We start from the raw sequence: 16851 nt of genomic DNA, 5'->3' as shown, positions 1-16851 counted from the left end.
TCGCGCGGCAAGCCAGTGCGTGCTACGCGGCACGCATGTGGAAACGCCGTGCCCTCATCGCCGCCGGCCTGGCCGGCGCCGCGCCCGCTGCCTATGGCTTCGGCATCGAGCCCTATTGGGGGCCGCGCGTGGCGCGCTACCGGCTGTCACCGCAAGGGTGGCCCGCGGGCCGCCCGCTGCGGATCGCCGCCCTGGCCGACCTGCACGCCGGCGCGCCGGCCATGACGCTGGACCGTATCGCCACCATCGTCGCCGCGACCAATGCCCAGGCGCCGGACCTGGTGGTGCTGCTGGGCGACTATGGGCCGACCACGCCCCTCATTGGCCCACCCTATCCGCATGCCGAGGTCTGCGCCCTGCTGGCGGGGCTACGGGCCCCGCTGGGCCGCTACGCCATCGCCGGCAACCATGACTGGTGGGAGGATGAGGCCGCGATGCAACGTCGCGGTGGCCCGCTGCTGTGGATGGAGGCGCTGGCGGAGGCGGGCTTCACCCCCCTGCAGAACCAGGCCCTGCGCCTGGAACCCGGCTTCTGGCTGGCCGGGCTGGACAGCCAGGTGGCCTTCCTGCCCCTGCCCTGGCGGCCGCATCGCGGCGCGGACGACCTGGAGGCGACGCTGGCCCAGGTGACGGACGATGCCCCCGTGATCCTGCTGGCGCATGAGCCCGACATCTTCGCGGCCGGCACGGCGCGCGTGGCGGTGCAGCTGTCAGGGCACACCCATGGCGGGCAGATCCGGCTGCTGGGCTGGTCGCCGCATGTGCCCTCGCGCTACGGCAACCGCTATGCCTATGGGCATGTGCGCGAGGAGGGGCGGGACCTGGTGGTGTCCGGCGGGCTCGGCACCTCCACCCTTCCGGTGCGGCTGGGCGTGCCGCCGGAGGTGGTGGTGGTGGAGTTGGCCCGCGCCTGATCCGCGGCGGGCTTCCGCCGCGGTGAATCAGTCGCGCAGCAATCCGCGCCTGATCCGCGGCGGGTTGCCGCCGCGGTGAATCAGTCGCGCGAAAACCCGCTACTTCCGGCGGGCTTCGACCAGCACGCCGGCTTCCTCGAGCTTCGCGATCTCGTCGGCCGAGAAGCCCTTTTCGGCGAGCGCGCTGCGCGTGTGCTCGGCGAAGCGGGGCGGGGCGGCGCGGGTGCCGCCCGGCGTGCGGCTGAGCTTGATGGGCGTGCCCAGGCCGACGAAGCCGTCCTTCTCCGTGATCATGGCGCGATGGGCGGTGTGCGCCTGCGCCATGGCCTCGTCCACATGCAGCACGGGGCCGGCGGGCAGGCCCGCCGCCAGCATGCGCTGGCAGAGGTCATGCCCGTCCTCCTCCGCGAAGCGCGCCTCCAGGATCTCAGTCAGCGCCGCACGGTTCGTGGTGCGCCCGCCATTGGTGGCGAAGCGCGGGTCACTGCCGAGGTCGCCGAGGCCCAGGAAGGCCGCGAATTTGCGGAAGGTCGGGTCATTGCCGCAGCCCACGAAGATCTCGCAGGTCTTCGTCTTGAACTTGGCGTAGGGCGCCAGGTTCGGGTGCGGGTTGCCCGTCGCCACCGGCCGCTTGCCCGAGAGGAAGAAGTTGGCCGCGTGCGGGTGCAGCAGCGCCATGCCGCAATCATGCAGCGTCATGTCGCAATACTGGCCCTTGCCCGACCGCTCCCGCTCATGCAGCGCCATCAGGATGGCGATGGCGGAGTAGAGGCCCGTCGCGATGTCCACGATGGGCGTGCCGAGGCGCGTGGGGCCGGAGGTCTCGGTGCCGTTGATGGACATGAGGCCCACCATCGCCTGCACGATGGCGTCATAGCCCGGGAAGCCGCCCAGCGGCCCCGTGGCACCGAAGCCCGAGACGCGGCAATGCACCAGGCGCGGGAAGCGCTTGGACAGCACCTCCTCATAGCCCAGGCCCCATTTCTCCATGCTGCCGGGCTTGAAGTTCTCGATGAGCACGTCCGCGCCTTCGAGCAGGCGCATCAGCACCTCCCGCCCCTCCGGCTTGCCGAGGTCGAGGCCCACCGATTTCTTGTTGCGGTTCACGCCCACGAAGTAGCTGGCGTCGCCATCTTCGTTGAACGGGGGGCCCCAGTCGCGCACCTCATCGCCCTGGGGCGGTTCCAGCTTGATGACCTCGGCGCCGTGGTCCGACAGGATCATGGTGCAATAGGGGCCACCCAGCACGCGGGTGAGGTCCACCACGCGCAGGCCGGACAGGGCGCCGGGGCCTGTGGCCAGCGCGCGGCCCTCGTTCATGGGAACAGCATCGGTCATGCGGCGGCCTTTCTCTCGAACACGCGGGCGCAGAAGTCGGGGTAGGTTTCCAGCATTTCGTCGCAGACGGCGCCGCGCAGCAGGGCGAGTTCGGCGTCGGAGGGCGGCACGGTCTCGCCCACGCCCTCGGGCACGTCGAACTCGAAGCCGGTCATGGCGCGGATGCTCTCCACACTCTCGCCCGCATGGTAGGAGGCGAGCGAGAAGCGGCCGCGATCGGGGTGGAAGTCGAAGACACAGCGGCCCGTCACCAGCGCCTGGGCATGGCCGCGGCGGAACACGCCGGGCTCCGAGGTGCCGGGGGCGGAGATGTGGTCCACGCGGTCCACGAGGACGCGCGGCGAATGCTCCTCGCGGAACAGGATGGTGCGGCCGGACATGTAGTACATGAAGGCCGAGCCGAAGCTGCCCGGGAAGCGCACCTCCAGCCCCGGCCAGGCGCCGGTGCCGATGAGGTTGATGTTCGCCTGCCCATCAATCTGCCCGCCGCCCAGGAAGAAGAGGTCAATGCGGCCCTGGCCCGTCAGGTCGAACAGCTCGCGCGAGCCATCGGTGAAGGGGTTGCCGCTGCGCTTGTGCAGCAGCGACAGATGCAACGGGTCGCCCTGCTTCACGCAGAGCCAGGCGGCCGCGGCTGGGATGGGCGAGGCCGCGCCCACCGCGATATGCCGCGTGGGCCGCGCGCGGATGAGGCGCGCGATGCAGACGGCCAGAAGTTCCTCGGTCTTGTAGCTCATTCCGCGGCCACCGCCTGGTTGTCAAAGACGTGCTCGGCGCACCATTCGGCGAAGCCCGCCTCGGTCTTGGCGGCGCGGGCATAGGCCATGACATAGTCGGTGTCGAAGCCATATTCGTCGAGCAGCGCCGAGGGCTGCGCGCCGCGTTCGGCGATGGCGATGCCGCTGATGTAGGTGGCGTTGATGGCGCCGGGGCAGAGACGCTCATCCTCCAGGAAATTGCCCTCCACCACGCGCTCGACGGTGACGAGGCTGCGCTGGCTGGCATGGGCGATGGTGGCGCATTCGCGCCGGCGCCCCACCCAGACATTGCCCGCGCTGTCGGCCATCACCGCGTGGAACACGGCCACGTCGGGGTGCAGGGCGGGGAGGAGGGTGATCTTTTCCCCCGTTCCAAACGGGCTTTCGATCACCATCCAGTCGGGCCGGTTGGCCAGGATGTCGCTGCCGATCAGGCCGCGCAGCGGCATGAAGGGCACGCCCTTCTCGGCGGCCTGGAGCATGGTGTGCATGGCCGGGCAGGTGGCGTCGCGCACCACCAGCGTGCCGGCCTTCAGCGCCGCCGAGAAGCGCGGCGCGAAGCCGGCCTCGCCCAGGGTGACGGCGCTGGTGTTGACCTCAGCCACGCAGCCCGCGCCGATCAGGATGTCGGTCGCGAAGCCGGAGATGGGCACGCCCACCAGGCGCAGCCCCCGCGCGCGGCGGCGGATCAGCGCCTTCGCCAGCGCCACGGACGGGATGGAATTGTCCGGCGGCAGGGCCACCATGGCGCCATCCGGGATCGAGGCGGCCATTGCCGCGAGGCTCATCGGGGTCATGTTGCGTCCCTCCCCCGGCATGATTATGCCCAAGGGCGCATTGGGGGAAGGGGACGCCGCCATGATCCTGGAAGGGCCGCGCCTGATCCTGCGCCCGCTGGAAGACGCCGACGCCACGGAATTCGCCGCCATGAACGGCGATGCGGCGGTGATGCGCCATTTCGTGAAGCCGCTGGATTTCGCCGCCTCCGAGGCCTTGCGGGCCCGCATCGCCGCCCACATCGCCGCGCACGGCTTCGGCTTCTGGGGCGTGTTCCGCCGCGACGCGCCGGGCCTGGTCGGCATGGTGGGGCTGCTGCGCGTGGCGTTCGAGGCGCGCTTCACGCCCAATGTGGAAATCGGCTGGCGCATCGCGGCCGCGCATCAGCGCCAGGGCTATGCGGAGGAGGCCGCGCGGATCGCGCTGGCCACGGGCTTCGGCCCGCTGCGCCTGCCCGAGATCGTGGCCTGGACCATCCCGGACAACGAACCCTCCTGGCGGCTGATGGAAAAGCTCGGCATGCGGCAGGATGGCACCTTCGAGGAACCGCGCATCCCCGAGGGGCATCCGAAGCGCCTGCAGCGCCTCTACCGCATCACTCGCGCCGAATGGGTTCGGAGCCGCATGGGCTGAGGGCGCCTTCACCAAGCCTTCATCATGGGGGTGGCATGCGTGCCCGGTGCCCCAACTCGACGCCGCGCAGTTCGATCCGGTCCGCTTCCCCGGTGTGCCCGAGGATGTGCGCTGGCCGCCCGATAGTTTCTCCTTCGAGGCGCCCTGGCTGCGCGGCAATGACCTGGCCTTCGAACGCGGGCTGGACGGGCAGATCATCTTCGTGCGGCGCTATGACGCCATCCGCCTGGTGCTGGACGTGGACACGGCCCATTCCGCGCTGGACCTCAAGCCGGGCAGCCATGATTTCCGCCTGCTGCGGCTGATCCCCTCCGCGCTGCGGCTGGTGGAATGCGTGGTCCCCGGCGACCCCATGCCGCCCGCCCTGCTGGGCGAGCCGTTGCCATTGCCGGCCGAACACCTGCTCTATGCCGCCACCACCGCGCTGGTGGGTGCCCTGTCGCGCGGCGCCGGCGAGGCGGGCGAGGCCTATCTGGCCGCGCTGCGCCGCACACCCCCCGGCCTCGACATGTTCGAGACGGCGGCCGCGCGCTGCGTCACCGACGGGCATTTCGAACTGGCGCGAATCGCGAAGCTGGCCCGCGCGCTGAAGCGCCTGGCCCGCGCCCATGCGGAGGTGCTGGGCGCCCACGCCGCCCAGCCCGACTATCCCGGCATGGAGCGCATGGTGACCGCCACCACCAAGGTGATGCTGCGCGACGCCCATTGGTCCGGTGACCTCATCGCCCAGGCGTTGCGGCAGGTCTCGCCGCTGGTGACGGTGCCGCGGCAGACGGCCGACATGCTGATGGCCGCCGCCGTGGCCGCGCTGGAGGAACAGGGCAGCCTGGAAGCCGTGACGCGCATGACCGACACCCAGGCCCGTCTGCGCGACCGGCTGACCGAGCTCGGCCTGTTCTGGCGCCGCGCCGCCGCCGCCTGGGCCACTGTCCATCCCGAGACGACCGACCGGCGGGAGATCGACCTGCTGTGCCGGAACCTGCTGCGGCGGTTGCAGATCAAGTCGCTCTACCTGCCGGAGTAGCGGCGCCGCGCGTTTTGCGCGAGGCTGCGCGGCGCAACGGGTGGCAGGCCATGACGGGCAGCATGACGGAGGAATTCGGCGTCCAGGGCGAATGGACGCTGGCCAAGCGGCATACCATCCGCTGGGCCGAATGCGACCTCTATGGCCATGTGAACCACGCCGCCTACCTGATCATGTTCGAGGACATGCGGATCGAGCATTGGGCCTCGCTCGGCCAGGTGCTGCGCGCCGATGCCGCCGGGGCCGGTCGTGGCCAAGCTGGAGGCGCGCTATGTGCGGGCCATCGGCTTCCAGGAAGAGGTGCTGCTGACCCTGCGCTGCCCCAGCCTGCGCCGCACCAGCTATGTGCATGACTATGCGGTGTGGAAGAACGGGCTGGTGTTCGAATGCCAGGCGCTGCTGGTCTGTGTGAAGGATGGCGTCTCCACGCCCATCCCGGATGAGGCGCGCCGTTTGATGGTGGAGCGGGACGGGGCGCGGCAGGCCTGAACCTGGTTTGAGCGACTGATTCACCGCTCCGGCGATTCCGCCTCCGCGGATCAGGCGCTAGACGGCCACCACCAGGTCAATTTCCACCAGCGCACCCAGGGCGAGGCCGGTCACCCCCACCGTGGTGCGGGCGGGCAAGCGGCCGGGCGGGAATTCCGCTTCCCAGATGGCGTTCATGGCCGCGTAGTCGCGGGCGAATTCGGTCAGGTAGATGCGCGCCATCACCACGCGCTCCCACTCTGCGCCGCAGCCCGCCAGCACGGATTTCAGTTGACGATGACCTGGCGCGTCTGCGCCTCAATGCCGCCCGGCACGCAGCGCGTGTTGTCGCCGGGGTCGGTCGGCATCTGGCCGGTGACGAAGAGGAAATCCCCCGCCCGCACCGCATGGCTGAAGGGGGCCACGCGCCTGGGGCCATCGCCCAGGACGAAATGGGTAAGGTCCGTCACAGGCCCCGCTCGGCCCGTGTGGCCCGCAGGTCATCCTCGCGGAAGGCGGCCAGGATCTCGGCCACGCCCTCCTGCGGGGCGAAGCCCAGGGCGCGGGCGCGGTCTGCGGTGAAGCTGGCGGGCCAGCCGCCCACGATGGCGGCGACGGTGGCGTCGGGCTCGGGCTTCACCAGGGCGCGTTCGGCGGGGGTGAGGGCGGCCAGCATCTCGCGCACCGTGACCGAGAGCCCCGGCGGGTTCACGCCGCGGTCGAGGCCCAGCGGCGCCGTGTCCATCCGCGCCGCGTGCAGGAACCACTCCACCGCGCGGCGGGGCGAGCAGACCCAGACGGCGAAGTCCTCCGGCACGGGCAGGGGCGTCTCCAGCCCCAGCAAAGGCTCGCGCAGGATGGCCGAGACGAAGGAACTCGCGGCCTTGTTGGGCCGGCCCGGGCGGACGATGACGGTGGGCAGGCGGATGGAGACGGCATCCATGAAGCCCTTGCGCGTCGCGTCCTGCAGCAACAATTCGGCCGCCGCTTTCTGGGCGCCATAGGAGTTGGCGGGAAGCTGGCGCGAATCATCGGGCAGGTGGGCGGATTGCCCACCGCCGAAGCTCGCCACGCTGGAGGTGAAGATCACGCGCGGGGGGGCGGGCAGGGCCCGGCAGGCCTCGATGACGGCCAGCGTCCCATGCAGGTTCACCCGCATGCCGAGGTCGAAATCCGCCTCGGCCGCCGCACTCACCACGGCCGCCAGGTGCACCACCAGGCCCGTGCCGGGCGGGATGGCGGCGCGCAGTTGCGCGGGGTCCGCCACGTCGCCGGCCAGGCGGCGCACCGGGAAGGGGGCCTCCAGCGGCGCGGGTTCGTGCAGGTCGAACAGGGTCAGCCCCGTGCAGCCCGGGATCGCGCCCTTGGCCAGCCGTTGCGCCAGCTTGCGGCCGAGGAAGCCCCCGCCGCCCAGGATGGTGATGTGCATGTCGCGGAGATTGCCCCGCGCCGCCCGCCCCGCCAAGCTGCGCGCCATGCATCGTCTCGTTCCCAATGCCCACCACGGCACCCCCGGCATCATCGTCCTGCCCGAAGGGGGGTATCGCCGCGCCCGCGCCGAGATCACCGCCTGGCCGGGCTATGCCCCCACCCCGCTGCACGCCATCCCCGCCGAGGGGGTCGCCAGCCTGCACTACAAGGATGAGAGCCAGCGCTTCGGGCTGCGCAGCTTCAAGGCCCTGGGCGGCGCCTATGCCGTGGCCCGGCTGCTGGGGCAGGAGCTGGCGCGGCGCGGCACGGCCAACAACGCCAATGGCGCGGCGCTGGAATCCGGCCAGTATGCCCATGCCACGGAACAGATCACCGTCACCTGCGCCACCGACGGCAATCACGGCCGCAGCGTGGCCTGGGGCGCCCAGCGCTTCGGCGCGCGCTGCGTCATCTTCGTGCACGAGAACGTGTCCCAGGGAAGGCGTGACGCCATCGCCGCCTTCGGCGCCGAGGTGCGCGAGGTGCCGGGCAACTACGATGACAGCGTCCGCGCCGCCCAGCGCGCGGCGGATGAGAATGGCTGGTTCGTCATCAGCGACACCTCCTACCCCGGCTACACCGAGCCCCCGCGCGACGTGATGCAGGGCTACCGCCTGATGGCGGAGGAGGCGCTGGCCCAGATGCCCGCGCCCCCCACCCATGTGTTTGTCCCTGGCGGGGTGGGCGGGGTGGCGGCCGCCGTCTCGGTGCAGCTGCGCCACCAGGCCCCCGGCGCCCGGCTGGTGGTGGCCGAGCCGGAGGAGGCCGCCTGCCTGCTGGAAAGTGCCGCCGCCGGCGAGATGCGGGCCGTGACCGGCGCGCTGGACACGATCATGGCCGGGCTGGCCTGCGGCGAGCCCTCCCTGCTCGCCTGGCAGGAGCTGGAGCGGGCGGCCTTCGCCTTCATGGCGGTGCCCGATTCGGCCGTGGCGCCGGCCATGCGCGCCCTGCATGCGCGGGGCATCGAGGCCGGCGAAAGTGCCGTGGCGGGGCTGATCGCCTTCGAATCGGCCATGGCCGATGTCTCGGCCCGGGCGATGCTGGGGCTGGATGCGGACAGCCGGGTGCTGGTCTTCGGCACCGAGGGGGCCACGGACCCCGCGCTCTACGCCGAACTGACGGGGGGATGAACGAAGCCTCTTGCCAGGGGATGGTCGCCTTCATCATTGTGCAAAAAAACTGTCACACCGAGGCAACCAAGCGCGTATAGCGCCCCGCAAGACCAAAACCCCTGGGAGAGCACCTTCATGCAGCGCCGCTCACTGCTGGCCGGTTCGGCCGGCCTTTTGTCCGTTCCCTTCATCGCCCCCTCGGCCCGCGCGCAGACCGGCGCCGGCGGCCGCACCGAGATCCAGTTCTGGTACGGGCTGGCGGGCGCCCTGGGCGAGCGCGTGGCCGAGCAGGCGCAGCGCTTCAACGAGAGCCAGGACCGCTACCGCGTGGTGGCCACCTTCCGCGGCTCCTACCCCGAGGTGATGAGCGGGGCGATCGCCGCCTGGCGCGCGGGCACGGCCCCGCACATCGCGCAGGTCTTCGAGGTCGGCACCGCCACCATGATGGGCGCGGGCCCCGCCATCCGTCCCGTCTATGAGCTGCTGGGCGAGGCGGGCATCGAGCTCGACCCGCAGCGCTACCTGGCCGGTGTCCGCGGCTACTACAGCGACACCCAGGGCCGCATGATCTCCATGCCGCACAACTCCTCCTCGGCGGTGATGTGGCTGAACCTGGACGCCTTCGAGCGCGCGGGCCTCTCCACCACCGACCTGCCCAAGACCTGGGCCGAGGTGCGCGCCGCCGCCCAGGCCATCCGCGCCCGCAACGCGGCCGAGATGGCGATGACGACCGCCTGGCCGACCTGGGTGATGTACGAGCAGATGTCGTCCATCCACGACGTCGCGCTGGCCTCGCCCGCCAATGGCTTCCAGGGCCTGGACGCGCGGATGAACCTCGCGGACCCGATCTTCCTGAAGCAGACCGAGATGCTGCTGGAGATGCAGCGCGCCGGCCACTTCACCTATGGCGGCCGCGATGGCGGCGGCGGCGCGGCCTTCCCGGCCGGCCAGGCGGCGATCAGCTTCAACTCCTCGGCCGGCCGCGCGGCGGTGCAGCGCGAGGCGCGGTTCCGCTGGGCCTCGGTGGTGCTGCCGCACCATGCCGACATCACCACCAGCCCGAAGAACGGCGTGATCGGTGGCGCGAGCCTCTGGGCGCTGACCTCGCGCAACCGCACCGCGGCCGAATATCGCGGCGTGGCGGAGTTCTACCGCTTCATCTCCGACGTCGAGCAGGACAAGTGGTGGCACCAGGTCACCGGCTATGTGCCTCTGACGCTGGCCGCCTACGAGGCGTCCAAGGCCGAGGGCTTCTACGAGCGCAACCCGGGTGCGGACGCCGCCATCACCCAGCTCTCGCGCGCGGAGCCCACGCCGAACAGCCAGGGCTTCCGCCTGGGCGGCTTCGTGGAAATCCGCAACATCATCCAGGAGGAGCTTGAGCGCGGCTTCCAGAACCAGCAGAACGCGCAGACGGCCCTGGCCAACGCCAACCGCCGCGCCGACGTGGTGCTGCGGAACTTCGAGCGCGCCAACCGCCGCTGAGACTGAACCTTACCGGGGGGCGGCTGTTCCGCCCCCCACCATCCCGAGAGAGGCCCAATGCGGCGCAAGGTCATCTTCGGCAACAAGCTGCTTCCCTATCTGCTGCTTGCGCCACAGCTCATCGTCACCGCCATCTTCTTCTTCTGGCCCGCGGCGGAGGCCATCCGGTATTCCTTCCTGCGCCAGGACGCCTTCGGCATCTCGGTCATGTTCGTGGGGCTGGAGAACTTCCAGGACCTCTTCGCCGATGAACGCTACCTGCAGGTGGTCTGGAACACGATCTGGTTCAGCTTCTGGGTGACCGTGCTCTCCATGGGCGTGGCGCTGCTGCTGGCCGTGCTGGCGGACCGGCACATCCGCGGGCGCGACACCTACCGCACCCTGTTGATCTGGCCCTATGCCATCGCGCCCGCCATCGCGGCGGTGCTCTACATCTTCCTGTTCCACCCGAGCCTCGGTCTGCTCGGCCGGGCGCTGAACGGCTTCGGCGTGCCCTGGGACTACCGGCTGAACGGAGACCAGGCGATGCTCGTCGTCATCCTGGCCGCGGCGTGGAAGCAGGTCTCCTACAACTTCCTCTTCTTCCTGGCGGGGCTGCAATCCATCCCGAAATCCGTGCTGGAGGCGGCGGCCATTGATGGCGCCAGCCCCTCGCGCCGCTTCTGGACCGTCATCTTCCCGCTGCTGTCGCCCACCACCTTCTTCCTGCTGGTGATCAACATCACCTCGGCCGTGTTCGACACCTTCGGGATCATTGACGCGCTGACCGGCGGCGGGCCCGGCAACGCCACCCAGACCATGATCTACCGCGCCTATGTGGACGGGCGGGTAAACCTCGACCTCGGCTCCTCGGCCGCGCAATCGGTGGTGCTGATGATCGCGGTCATGGCGCTGACGCTGGTGCAGTTCCGCTTCATCGAACGCAGGGTGCATTACTGATGTCCCAGGCCCAACCCGCCATCGCGGCGCCCGTGCCGCTGGCCGCGGAGGCGCCGCGCCGCCGCCGCTTCCTCGGCGCCGACCTCACCACCCATGTGATCCTGCTGCTGGGCGTGGTGCTCTTCGCCCTGCCCATCTGGATCGTGCTGATGGGCTCCACCCATGACGCGGCCACCATCGGCCGGGGCGAGGTGCCCCTGCTGCCGGGCTCCGAGGGGTGGAACAACTACGCGACGGCCTGGAGCGAGGGGAACACCCGCCGCGCCTCCGTGCCCGTCTCGACCATGATGTTCAACAGCGCGGTGATGGCGCTGCTGATCACGGTGGGCAAGCTCGCCATCTCGATCACCTCGGCCTATGCGGTGGCGTTCTTCTCCTTCCCCGGGCGGATGCTCTGCTTCTGGGCCATCTTCATCACGCTGATGCTGCCCGTGGAGGTGCGCATCTTCCCCACCTTCCAGGTGGTGAGCGACCTCGGCATGGTGAACACCTATCAGGGGCTGATCATCCCGCTGATCGCGTCCGCGACGGCCACGCTGCTGTTCCGCCAGTTCTTCCTGACCATCCCGGATGAGCTGGTGGAGGCCGCGAAGATGGACGGCGCGGGGCCGATGCGCTTCTTCAAGGACATCGTTCTGCCGCTCTCGGCCACCAACATCGCGGCGCTCTTCGTCATCCTCTTCGTCTATGGCTGGAACCAGTATCTCTGGCCCCTGCTGGTCACGACCAGCACGGATGTGGAGACGATCGTCATCGGCATCGTGAAGATGCTGGGGGCGGAAGCCGACACCGAATGGAACATCGTCATGGCGACCACCGTGCTGGCCCTGCTGCCGCCGGTCGCCGTTGTCATCCTCATGCAGCGCTGGTTCGTGAAGGGCCTGACGGAGACCGAGAAGTAATGGCGACCCTCAACATCCAGGGCGTGACCAAGGCCTTCGGGCCCACCCATGTGCTGCACGGCATCAATCTCGACGTGGCCGATGGCGAGATGATCGTCATTGTCGGCGCCTCGGGCTGCGGCAAATCCACCCTGCTGCGGATCGTGGCGGGGCTGGAGACGGCCAGTACCGGCAATGTCGTCATCGCCGGGCGGAATGTCACGGCGCTCGAACCCGCCGAGCGGGACGTGGCGATGGTGTTCCAGAACTACGCGCTCTATCCGCACATGAGCGTCTTCGACAACATGGCCTATGGCCTCAAGATTCGGGGCCTGCCGAAGGACCAGATCGCGAAGCGCGTGCAGGAGGCGGCGAACCTGCTGGGCATCGGCGCGCTGCTGGAACGCCGGCCGCGCCAGCTCTCGGGCGGGCAGCGGCAGCGCGTGGCCATGGGCCGCGCGATCGTGCGCGAGCCGAAGCTGTTCCTCTTCGACGAGCCGCTGTCCAACCTCGACGCGAAGCTGCGCGTGCAGATGCGCGCGGAAATCCGGCGCCTGCAGAAGCGGCTCGGCGTCACCTCCCTCTTCGTGACGCATGACCAGGTCGAGGCCATGACGCTGGGCGACCGGCTGGTGGTCATGCATGCCGGCCACGCCGCGCAGATCGCCACGCCGATGGAGATCTGGGCGCGCCCCGCCGACACCTATGTGGCGAGCTTCATCGGCAGCCCCGCCATGAACCTCTTCCCCGCCACGCTGGAGGAAGGGGGCCATGCGGCGCGGCTTGACACCAATGGCCTCGTCCTGCCCTTCCACGACGGCCCGCGCCCCGGCCCCGCCGGCCGCAAGCTGACCATTGGCGTGCGGCCCGAGCACCTGACCCCCGGCCAGGGCGGACTTGAACTCCAGGTTGAGCTAGTGGAGCCGCTGGGGGGTGAGAGCGTGATCCACGCACGCCTGGAGGATGGCACGGAGGTGACGGCGAAGCTGCCGGGCAGCAGCTATTCCGACGGGCGGCTCGACGTCATCATCCCGCTGCACACCCTGCACGTCTTCGACGGCGAGACGGGCAAGCGGCTGGAGGCGGGCGGCTGAGGGCCGCCGCGCCCCGCGCGCGGGCTCAGCGGTAGCCCGCGCCTTCCAGCTCGGCCGCGATGGCCGAATCGGGCAGGGGCATCTCGGTGATGATGCCCTCGGCCTCGGCCATGGTCTGGCGCAGGTCGCGCAGGAAGACCGAGCCCTTGAGGGTGCGCTGCACCAGCACGCTGCGGCGGTCCATGGGGTCCACCTTGCGGCGGGCCAGGTCCAGCTCGCCCAGGCGGTCGAGGGCGCGGGTGATGGCGGGCTTGGAGACGTTCAGCTCATGCGCCAAGCCGCGGACCGTATGTGGCCCCGGGCTGAGATACACGGTGAGGAACACACCAAGCTGGCGGGCCGACAGGTCCGGCCCATCCCGGCGGACCAGCGCCACGATGGTGTCCCGAAGGACGCCCACCAGCTGGTCGGGGTTGGAGTGGACAGACATGGCATCCTTCCTTTCCCGGCAGGGCCTTGGAGGGGTTCGGATGTAGTGGGATGCCCCTCTGGCTCGCGGAATGTGACTGTGATGGCGGTCACATGGGGTTGCCGCCATGTGAACAGTAGGGATCAGCGCCGAGAAAATTGCAAGGAATTCATCAACCGCTCGTTAAAATGATTGCGGGTTGAGCGGATGCTGGTTCAACCACCCAGGAAGTGTTGCAACCCTCGGCGCAGGGCGCGCAGCCCGGTTGCCTCGCCTCCTTCGGGGCGGCCATGGCGGGAACTGTCATTCCAAGCATACAGGTCCAGGTGTCCCCACGGAATGTCACTTGGCGCAAATCGCTGAAGAAAAAGGCCGGCCACGATGGCGCCGGCCATGGGCTTGGCGGACACGTTGTTGAGGTCGGCCACCGGGCTCTCCAACCAGCCCGCATAGCCCTGGTGCAGGGGCAGACGCCAAAGGGGTTCGCCGGCGGCCTCGCCGCCCGCCAGCAGCGCGGCGGCAAGGCTTTCATCGTTGCTGAACAAAGCGGGCAGGTCCGGGCCCAGGGCCACGCGCGCGGCGCCCGTGAGGGTCGCGCCGTCCAGGATCAGGCGGGGGCGGCGTTCGGCGGCGAAGGCCAGCAGGTCGGCCAGGACCAGCCTTCCCTCGGCGTCGGTGTTGCCGATCTCGACCGTCAGCCCCTTGCGGGTGCGGATCACGTCCAGGGGGCGGAAGGCGGTGCCGGAGACGCTGTTCTCCACCGCGCCCACCAGAAGCAGCAGGCGGATGGGCGCGCGGGAGTCCATCAGCGCCTCCGCCAGCCCGATCATCACCGCGGCGCCGCCCATGTCCTTCTTCATGCGCAGCATGGCGGAGGAGGGCTTGAGGTCCAGCCCGCCCGTGTCGAAGCACACCCCCTTGCCGCAGAGCGCCACCAGCGGCGCATCGGCCTCGCCCCATTCCAGAACGGCCACGCGCGGCGCGCGGGGGCTGCCCTGGCCGACCGCGGCCACGGCCGGGAAGCCCTGTTCCAGCGCCGAACCCTCGATGATCTCGACGCGTGCCCCATGGGCGGCGCCGATCTCCGCCACGGCGGCGGCCAGTTCGGCGGGGCCCAGGTGGTTGGCGGGGGTGTTGATCAGGTCGCGCGCGCGCCAGATGGCGGCGGCCTCGATGGCGGCATCCTCATGGCCGGGTGCGGCGACCAGCCGGGCGGGGGTGCGCTTGCCGGGCTTGAAGCGGGTGAAGCGGTAGGCGCCGAGGCACCAGCCCAGGGTCACCTCGGCCGCATCCGCGCCTTCCGCGCGCCAGGTGGTGTCCTCGGGCAGGGTGAAGGGCAGGGCGCCGAAGCCGTGCGACGTCTCGGGCGCACCCAGCAGCGCGCCGGCCAGCCCATCCCCGCCAGGCAGCAGGACGAGTTCCCCCGGCTTGGCGCGGAAGCCACTCGCGCGGGCGAAATCGGCGCCGGGCAGGGCCTCCCAGCCGCCTTGCGTCACCACATGCAGGGGCAGGGCGGGCGAATCGGCCGGGGCGAGGCAGGGCAGCATCGGGTCGGTCTCCATAGATGCGCGATGTTCGGGTCCGTCATGCGATCGGGCAAGCCGCATTGCCGAAGCGGGGCCGACGCGCCACATCGGCACCATGTCGAACACAACACATGATCCGATCGGCTGGCACGGCACCACCATCCTCTGCGTGCGCCGTGACGGAAAGGTCGCGATGGCGGGCGATGGCCAGGTCTCGCTCGGCCAGACCGTCGTGAAGGGCAATGCGCGCAAGGTGCGGCGCATCGCCCAGGGGCGGGTGCTGACGGGCTTCGCCGGCGCCACCGCCGATGCCTTCACGCTGCTGGAGCGGCTGGAGGCCAAGCTCGAACGCTTCCCCGACCAGCTCGAACGCGCCTGCGTCGAACTGGCGAAGGATTGGCGCACCGACCGCTACCTGCGGCGCCTGGAGGCGCTGCTGGCGGTGGCCGACAAGGACCGCTCTTTGCTCCTGACCGGCAATGGCGACGTGCTGGAGCCGGAGGATGCCATCATCGGCATCGGCTCCGGCGGCAACTACGCGCTGGCCGCCGCGCGGGGCCTGATGACGGTGGAGGGGCTTTCCGCCGAGGAGATCGCCCGTCGCTCCATGAAGATCGCCGCCGATATCTGCGTCTACACCAATGGCAACTTCATCCTGGAGACGTTGCCTGCATGAACGAGATCACCCCCATCGAGACGGTCAACCTCTCCCCGCGCGAGATCGTGAGCGAGCTGGACCGCTTCATCATCGGCCAGAACGACGCGAAGCGCGCGGTGGCCATCGCGCTCAGGAACCGCTGGCGCCGGCAGCAGCTGCCGGAAAGCCTCCAGGAGGAGGTGGTGCCGAAGAACATCCTGATGATCGGCCCCACGGGCTGCGGCAAGACCGAGATCGCGCGGCGCCTCGCGCGCCTGGCCAATGCGCCCTTCCTCAAGGTCGAGGCCACGAAGTTCACCGAGGTCGGCTATGTCGGCCGCGACGTGGAGAGCATCGTCCGCGACCTGGTCGAGGCCGCCATCCTCCAGGCGCGCGAGCAGGCGCGGCGCGGCGTGCAGGCCAAGGCCGAATTGCAGGCCGAGGAACGCATCGTTTCCGCGCTGGTGGGCGAGGGCGCCTCGGGCGAGACGCGCCTGAAGTTCCGCCGCATGCTGCGCGAGGGCACGCTGGAGGGCCGCGAGGTCGAGGTCCAGGTGAACGAACCGCAGGGCACGCCCATCGGCATGATGGACATGCCCGGCATGCCGCCCGGCCAGATGCAGAACATGCAGGACATGCTGGGCAAGATGTTCGGCGGCCGCGCCAAGCCCCGCCGCATGACGGTGGCCGCCGCGCGCGACGCGCTGATCCGCGACGAGGCCGACAAGCTGCTGGACAGCGAGGCGCTGACCCGCGCCGCCGTGCAGAACGCCGAGAACAACGGCATCGTCTTCCTGGACGAGATCGACAAGATCTGCGCCCGCACCGGTGAGGGCGGCTTCCGCGGCGGCGATGTCAGCCGCGAGGGCGTGCAGCGCGACCTGCTGCCGCTGATCGAGGGCACCACCGTCAACACGCGCCATGGCCCGGTGCGGACGGACTTCATCCTCTTCGTGGCCTCGGGCGCCTTCCATCTGTCCAAGCCGTCGGACCTGCTGCCGGAATTGCAGGGCCGCCTGCCCATCCGCGTGGAACTCAAGGCGCTGACCCGCGATGATTTCCGCCGCATCCTGACCGAGCCGGAGCATTCCCTGCTCAAGCAGGCGAGCGCGCTGATGGCGACCGAGGGCGTGGAACTGGTCTTCCTGGACGAGGCGGTGGACGCGCTGGCGGACCTCGCGGCCGAGATCAACGCCAGCGTCGAGAACATCGGCGCGCGGCGGCTCGCCACCGTGCTGGAACGCCTGCTGGAGGATGTCAGCTTCCACGCCAGCGACCGCCGCGGCGAGACCGTGACGGTGGATGCCGCCATGGTGCGCGACCGCGTGGCACCGCTGGCCGCCAGTGCGGATCTGTCGCGCTACATCCTGTAGCCAAGCCGGACGC

17 protein-coding genes and 2 pseudogenes are annotated in these 16851 nt (G+C 70.1%); 12 read left to right on the top strand and 7 right to left on the bottom strand.

Annotated elements, in window-relative coordinates; genetic code table 11:
• The first annotated feature begins 35 nt into the window (after positions 1-35).
• Positions 36-914: a metallophosphoesterase gene (locus JTN19_RS16790; protein ID WP_206934973.1), complete on the top strand. Its 879-nt coding sequence runs from the start codon at positions 36-38 to the stop codon at positions 912-914.
• Positions 915-1013: 99 nt separating this feature from the next.
• Here JTN19_RS16790 and JTN19_RS16785 read toward each other — a convergent pair whose 3' ends face one another.
• The 3 genes from JTN19_RS16785 to JTN19_RS16775 are packed head-to-tail and all read right to left on the bottom strand — an operon-like array spanning position 1014 to position 3798.
• Positions 1014-2252 (bottom strand): CaiB/BaiF CoA transferase family protein, encoded by a 1239-nt coding sequence (locus JTN19_RS16785; protein ID WP_206934970.1) that lies wholly within the window; start codon positions 2250-2252, stop codon positions 1014-1016.
• On the bottom strand, positions 2249-2989 hold the full coding sequence (locus JTN19_RS16780) for a CoA-transferase (RefSeq protein WP_206934968.1): 741 nt from the start codon (positions 2987-2989) through the stop codon (positions 2249-2251). Before JTN19_RS16780 ends, JTN19_RS16785 begins: the two co-directional genes overlap by 4 nt.
• Positions 2986-3798, bottom strand: a complete 813-nt coding sequence (locus JTN19_RS16775) for a CoA transferase subunit A (protein ID WP_242531218.1) — start codon at positions 3796-3798, stop codon at positions 2986-2988. The genes JTN19_RS16780 and JTN19_RS16775 overlap by 4 nt, the downstream gene beginning before the upstream one ends.
• Before the next feature lie 70 nt (positions 3799-3868).
• Here JTN19_RS16775 and JTN19_RS16770 point away from each other — a divergent pair, with 70 nt between their 5' ends.
• From JTN19_RS16770 to JTN19_RS16760, 4 genes and pseudogenes are all read left to right on the top strand, one after another.
• On the top strand, positions 3869-4420 hold the full coding sequence (locus JTN19_RS16770) for a GNAT family N-acetyltransferase (protein ID WP_206934963.1): 552 nt from the start codon (positions 3869-3871) through the stop codon (positions 4418-4420).
• 46 nt (positions 4421-4466) lie between these two features.
• Positions 4467-5444 (top strand): hypothetical protein, encoded by a 978-nt coding sequence (locus tag JTN19_RS16765; protein WP_206934961.1) that lies wholly within the window; start codon positions 4467-4469, stop codon positions 5442-5444.
• 50 nt (positions 5445-5494) lie between these two features.
• Positions 5495-5650 (top strand): annotated as a pseudogene (locus tag JTN19_RS20595) (acyl-CoA thioesterase); the annotation flags it as partial.
• Between the two features lie 25 nt (positions 5651-5675).
• Positions 5676-5933 carry an acyl-CoA thioesterase gene (locus JTN19_RS16760; protein WP_206934959.1) on the top strand — a complete coding sequence of 86 codons (258 nt, stop codon included), beginning with the start codon at positions 5676-5678 and terminating at the stop codon, positions 5931-5933.
• A 57-nt stretch (positions 5934-5990) separates the two neighbouring features.
• Here the strand turns inward: JTN19_RS16760 and JTN19_RS20240 are convergent.
• Together JTN19_RS20240 and denD are read right to left on the bottom strand one after the other, a co-directional pair.
• Positions 5991-6316: pseudogene (locus JTN19_RS20240) on the bottom strand (RidA family protein).
• Between the two features lie 62 nt (positions 6317-6378).
• A complete protein-coding gene (denD, locus tag JTN19_RS16745; RefSeq protein WP_206934953.1) occupies positions 6379-7341 on the bottom strand; it encodes a D-erythronate dehydrogenase in 963 nt (320 codons plus the stop codon).
• Between the two features lie 46 nt (positions 7342-7387).
• Between denD and JTN19_RS16740 the strand changes: the two genes are divergently transcribed.
• The 5 genes from JTN19_RS16740 (at position 7388) to ugpC (ending at position 12893) form a co-directional block, all read left to right on the top strand.
• Positions 7388-8512 (top strand): diaminopropionate ammonia-lyase, encoded by a 1125-nt coding sequence (locus tag JTN19_RS16740; protein WP_206934951.1) that lies wholly within the window; start codon positions 7388-7390, stop codon positions 8510-8512.
• Between the two features lie 117 nt (positions 8513-8629).
• Positions 8630-9979 (top strand): sn-glycerol-3-phosphate ABC transporter substrate-binding protein UgpB, encoded by a 1350-nt coding sequence (gene ugpB / locus JTN19_RS16735; protein ID WP_206934948.1) that lies wholly within the window; start codon positions 8630-8632, stop codon positions 9977-9979.
• A 57-nt stretch (positions 9980-10036) separates the two neighbouring features.
• Positions 10037-10918 carry a sn-glycerol-3-phosphate ABC transporter permease UgpA gene (gene ugpA, locus JTN19_RS16730; protein ID WP_206934946.1) on the top strand — a complete coding sequence of 294 codons (882 nt, stop codon included), beginning with the start codon at positions 10037-10039 and terminating at the stop codon, positions 10916-10918.
• Positions 10918-11820 carry a sn-glycerol-3-phosphate ABC transporter permease UgpE gene (gene ugpE / locus JTN19_RS16725; protein WP_206934943.1) on the top strand — a complete coding sequence of 301 codons (903 nt, stop codon included), beginning with the start codon at positions 10918-10920 and terminating at the stop codon, positions 11818-11820. The genes ugpA and ugpE overlap by 1 nt, the downstream gene beginning before the upstream one ends.
• Positions 11820-12893, top strand: a complete 1074-nt coding sequence (ugpC, locus tag JTN19_RS16720; RefSeq protein WP_206934941.1) for a sn-glycerol-3-phosphate ABC transporter ATP-binding protein UgpC — start codon at positions 11820-11822, stop codon at positions 12891-12893. The genes ugpE and ugpC overlap by 1 nt, the downstream gene beginning before the upstream one ends.
• A 25-nt stretch (positions 12894-12918) precedes the next feature.
• Here ugpC and JTN19_RS16715 read toward each other — a convergent pair whose 3' ends face one another.
• Both JTN19_RS16715 and JTN19_RS16710 read right to left on the bottom strand, forming a co-directional pair.
• Positions 12919-13323: a MarR family transcriptional regulator gene (locus tag JTN19_RS16715; protein WP_184382872.1), complete on the bottom strand. Its 405-nt coding sequence runs from the start codon at positions 13321-13323 to the stop codon at positions 12919-12921.
• A 194-nt stretch (positions 13324-13517) separates the two neighbouring features.
• Positions 13518-14864 (bottom strand): leucyl aminopeptidase family protein, encoded by a 1347-nt coding sequence (locus tag JTN19_RS16710; protein WP_242531217.1) that lies wholly within the window; start codon positions 14862-14864, stop codon positions 13518-13520.
• Between the two features lie 79 nt (positions 14865-14943).
• Here JTN19_RS16710 and hslV point away from each other — a divergent pair, with 79 nt between their 5' ends.
• Together hslV and hslU are read left to right on the top strand one after the other, a co-directional pair.
• Complete coding sequence (gene hslV / locus JTN19_RS16705) at positions 14944-15504, top strand: ATP-dependent protease subunit HslV (protein WP_191083768.1); 561 nt, start codon at positions 14944-14946, stop codon at positions 15502-15504.
• Between the two features lie 14 nt (positions 15505-15518).
• Positions 15519-16838, top strand: coding sequence for an ATP-dependent protease ATPase subunit HslU (gene hslU / locus JTN19_RS16700; RefSeq protein ID WP_340643354.1), 1320 nt, complete (start codon positions 15519-15521; stop codon positions 16836-16838).
• Positions 16839-16851: the final 13 nt, after the last annotated feature.

The organism is Roseococcus thiosulfatophilus, assembly GCF_017311575.1.
GTDB lineage: Bacteria > Pseudomonadota > Alphaproteobacteria > Acetobacterales > Acetobacteraceae > Roseococcus > Roseococcus thiosulfatophilus.
Note: the sequence above shows the minus strand (reverse complement) of the source record. Positions and strands in the feature narration are given on the sequence as shown.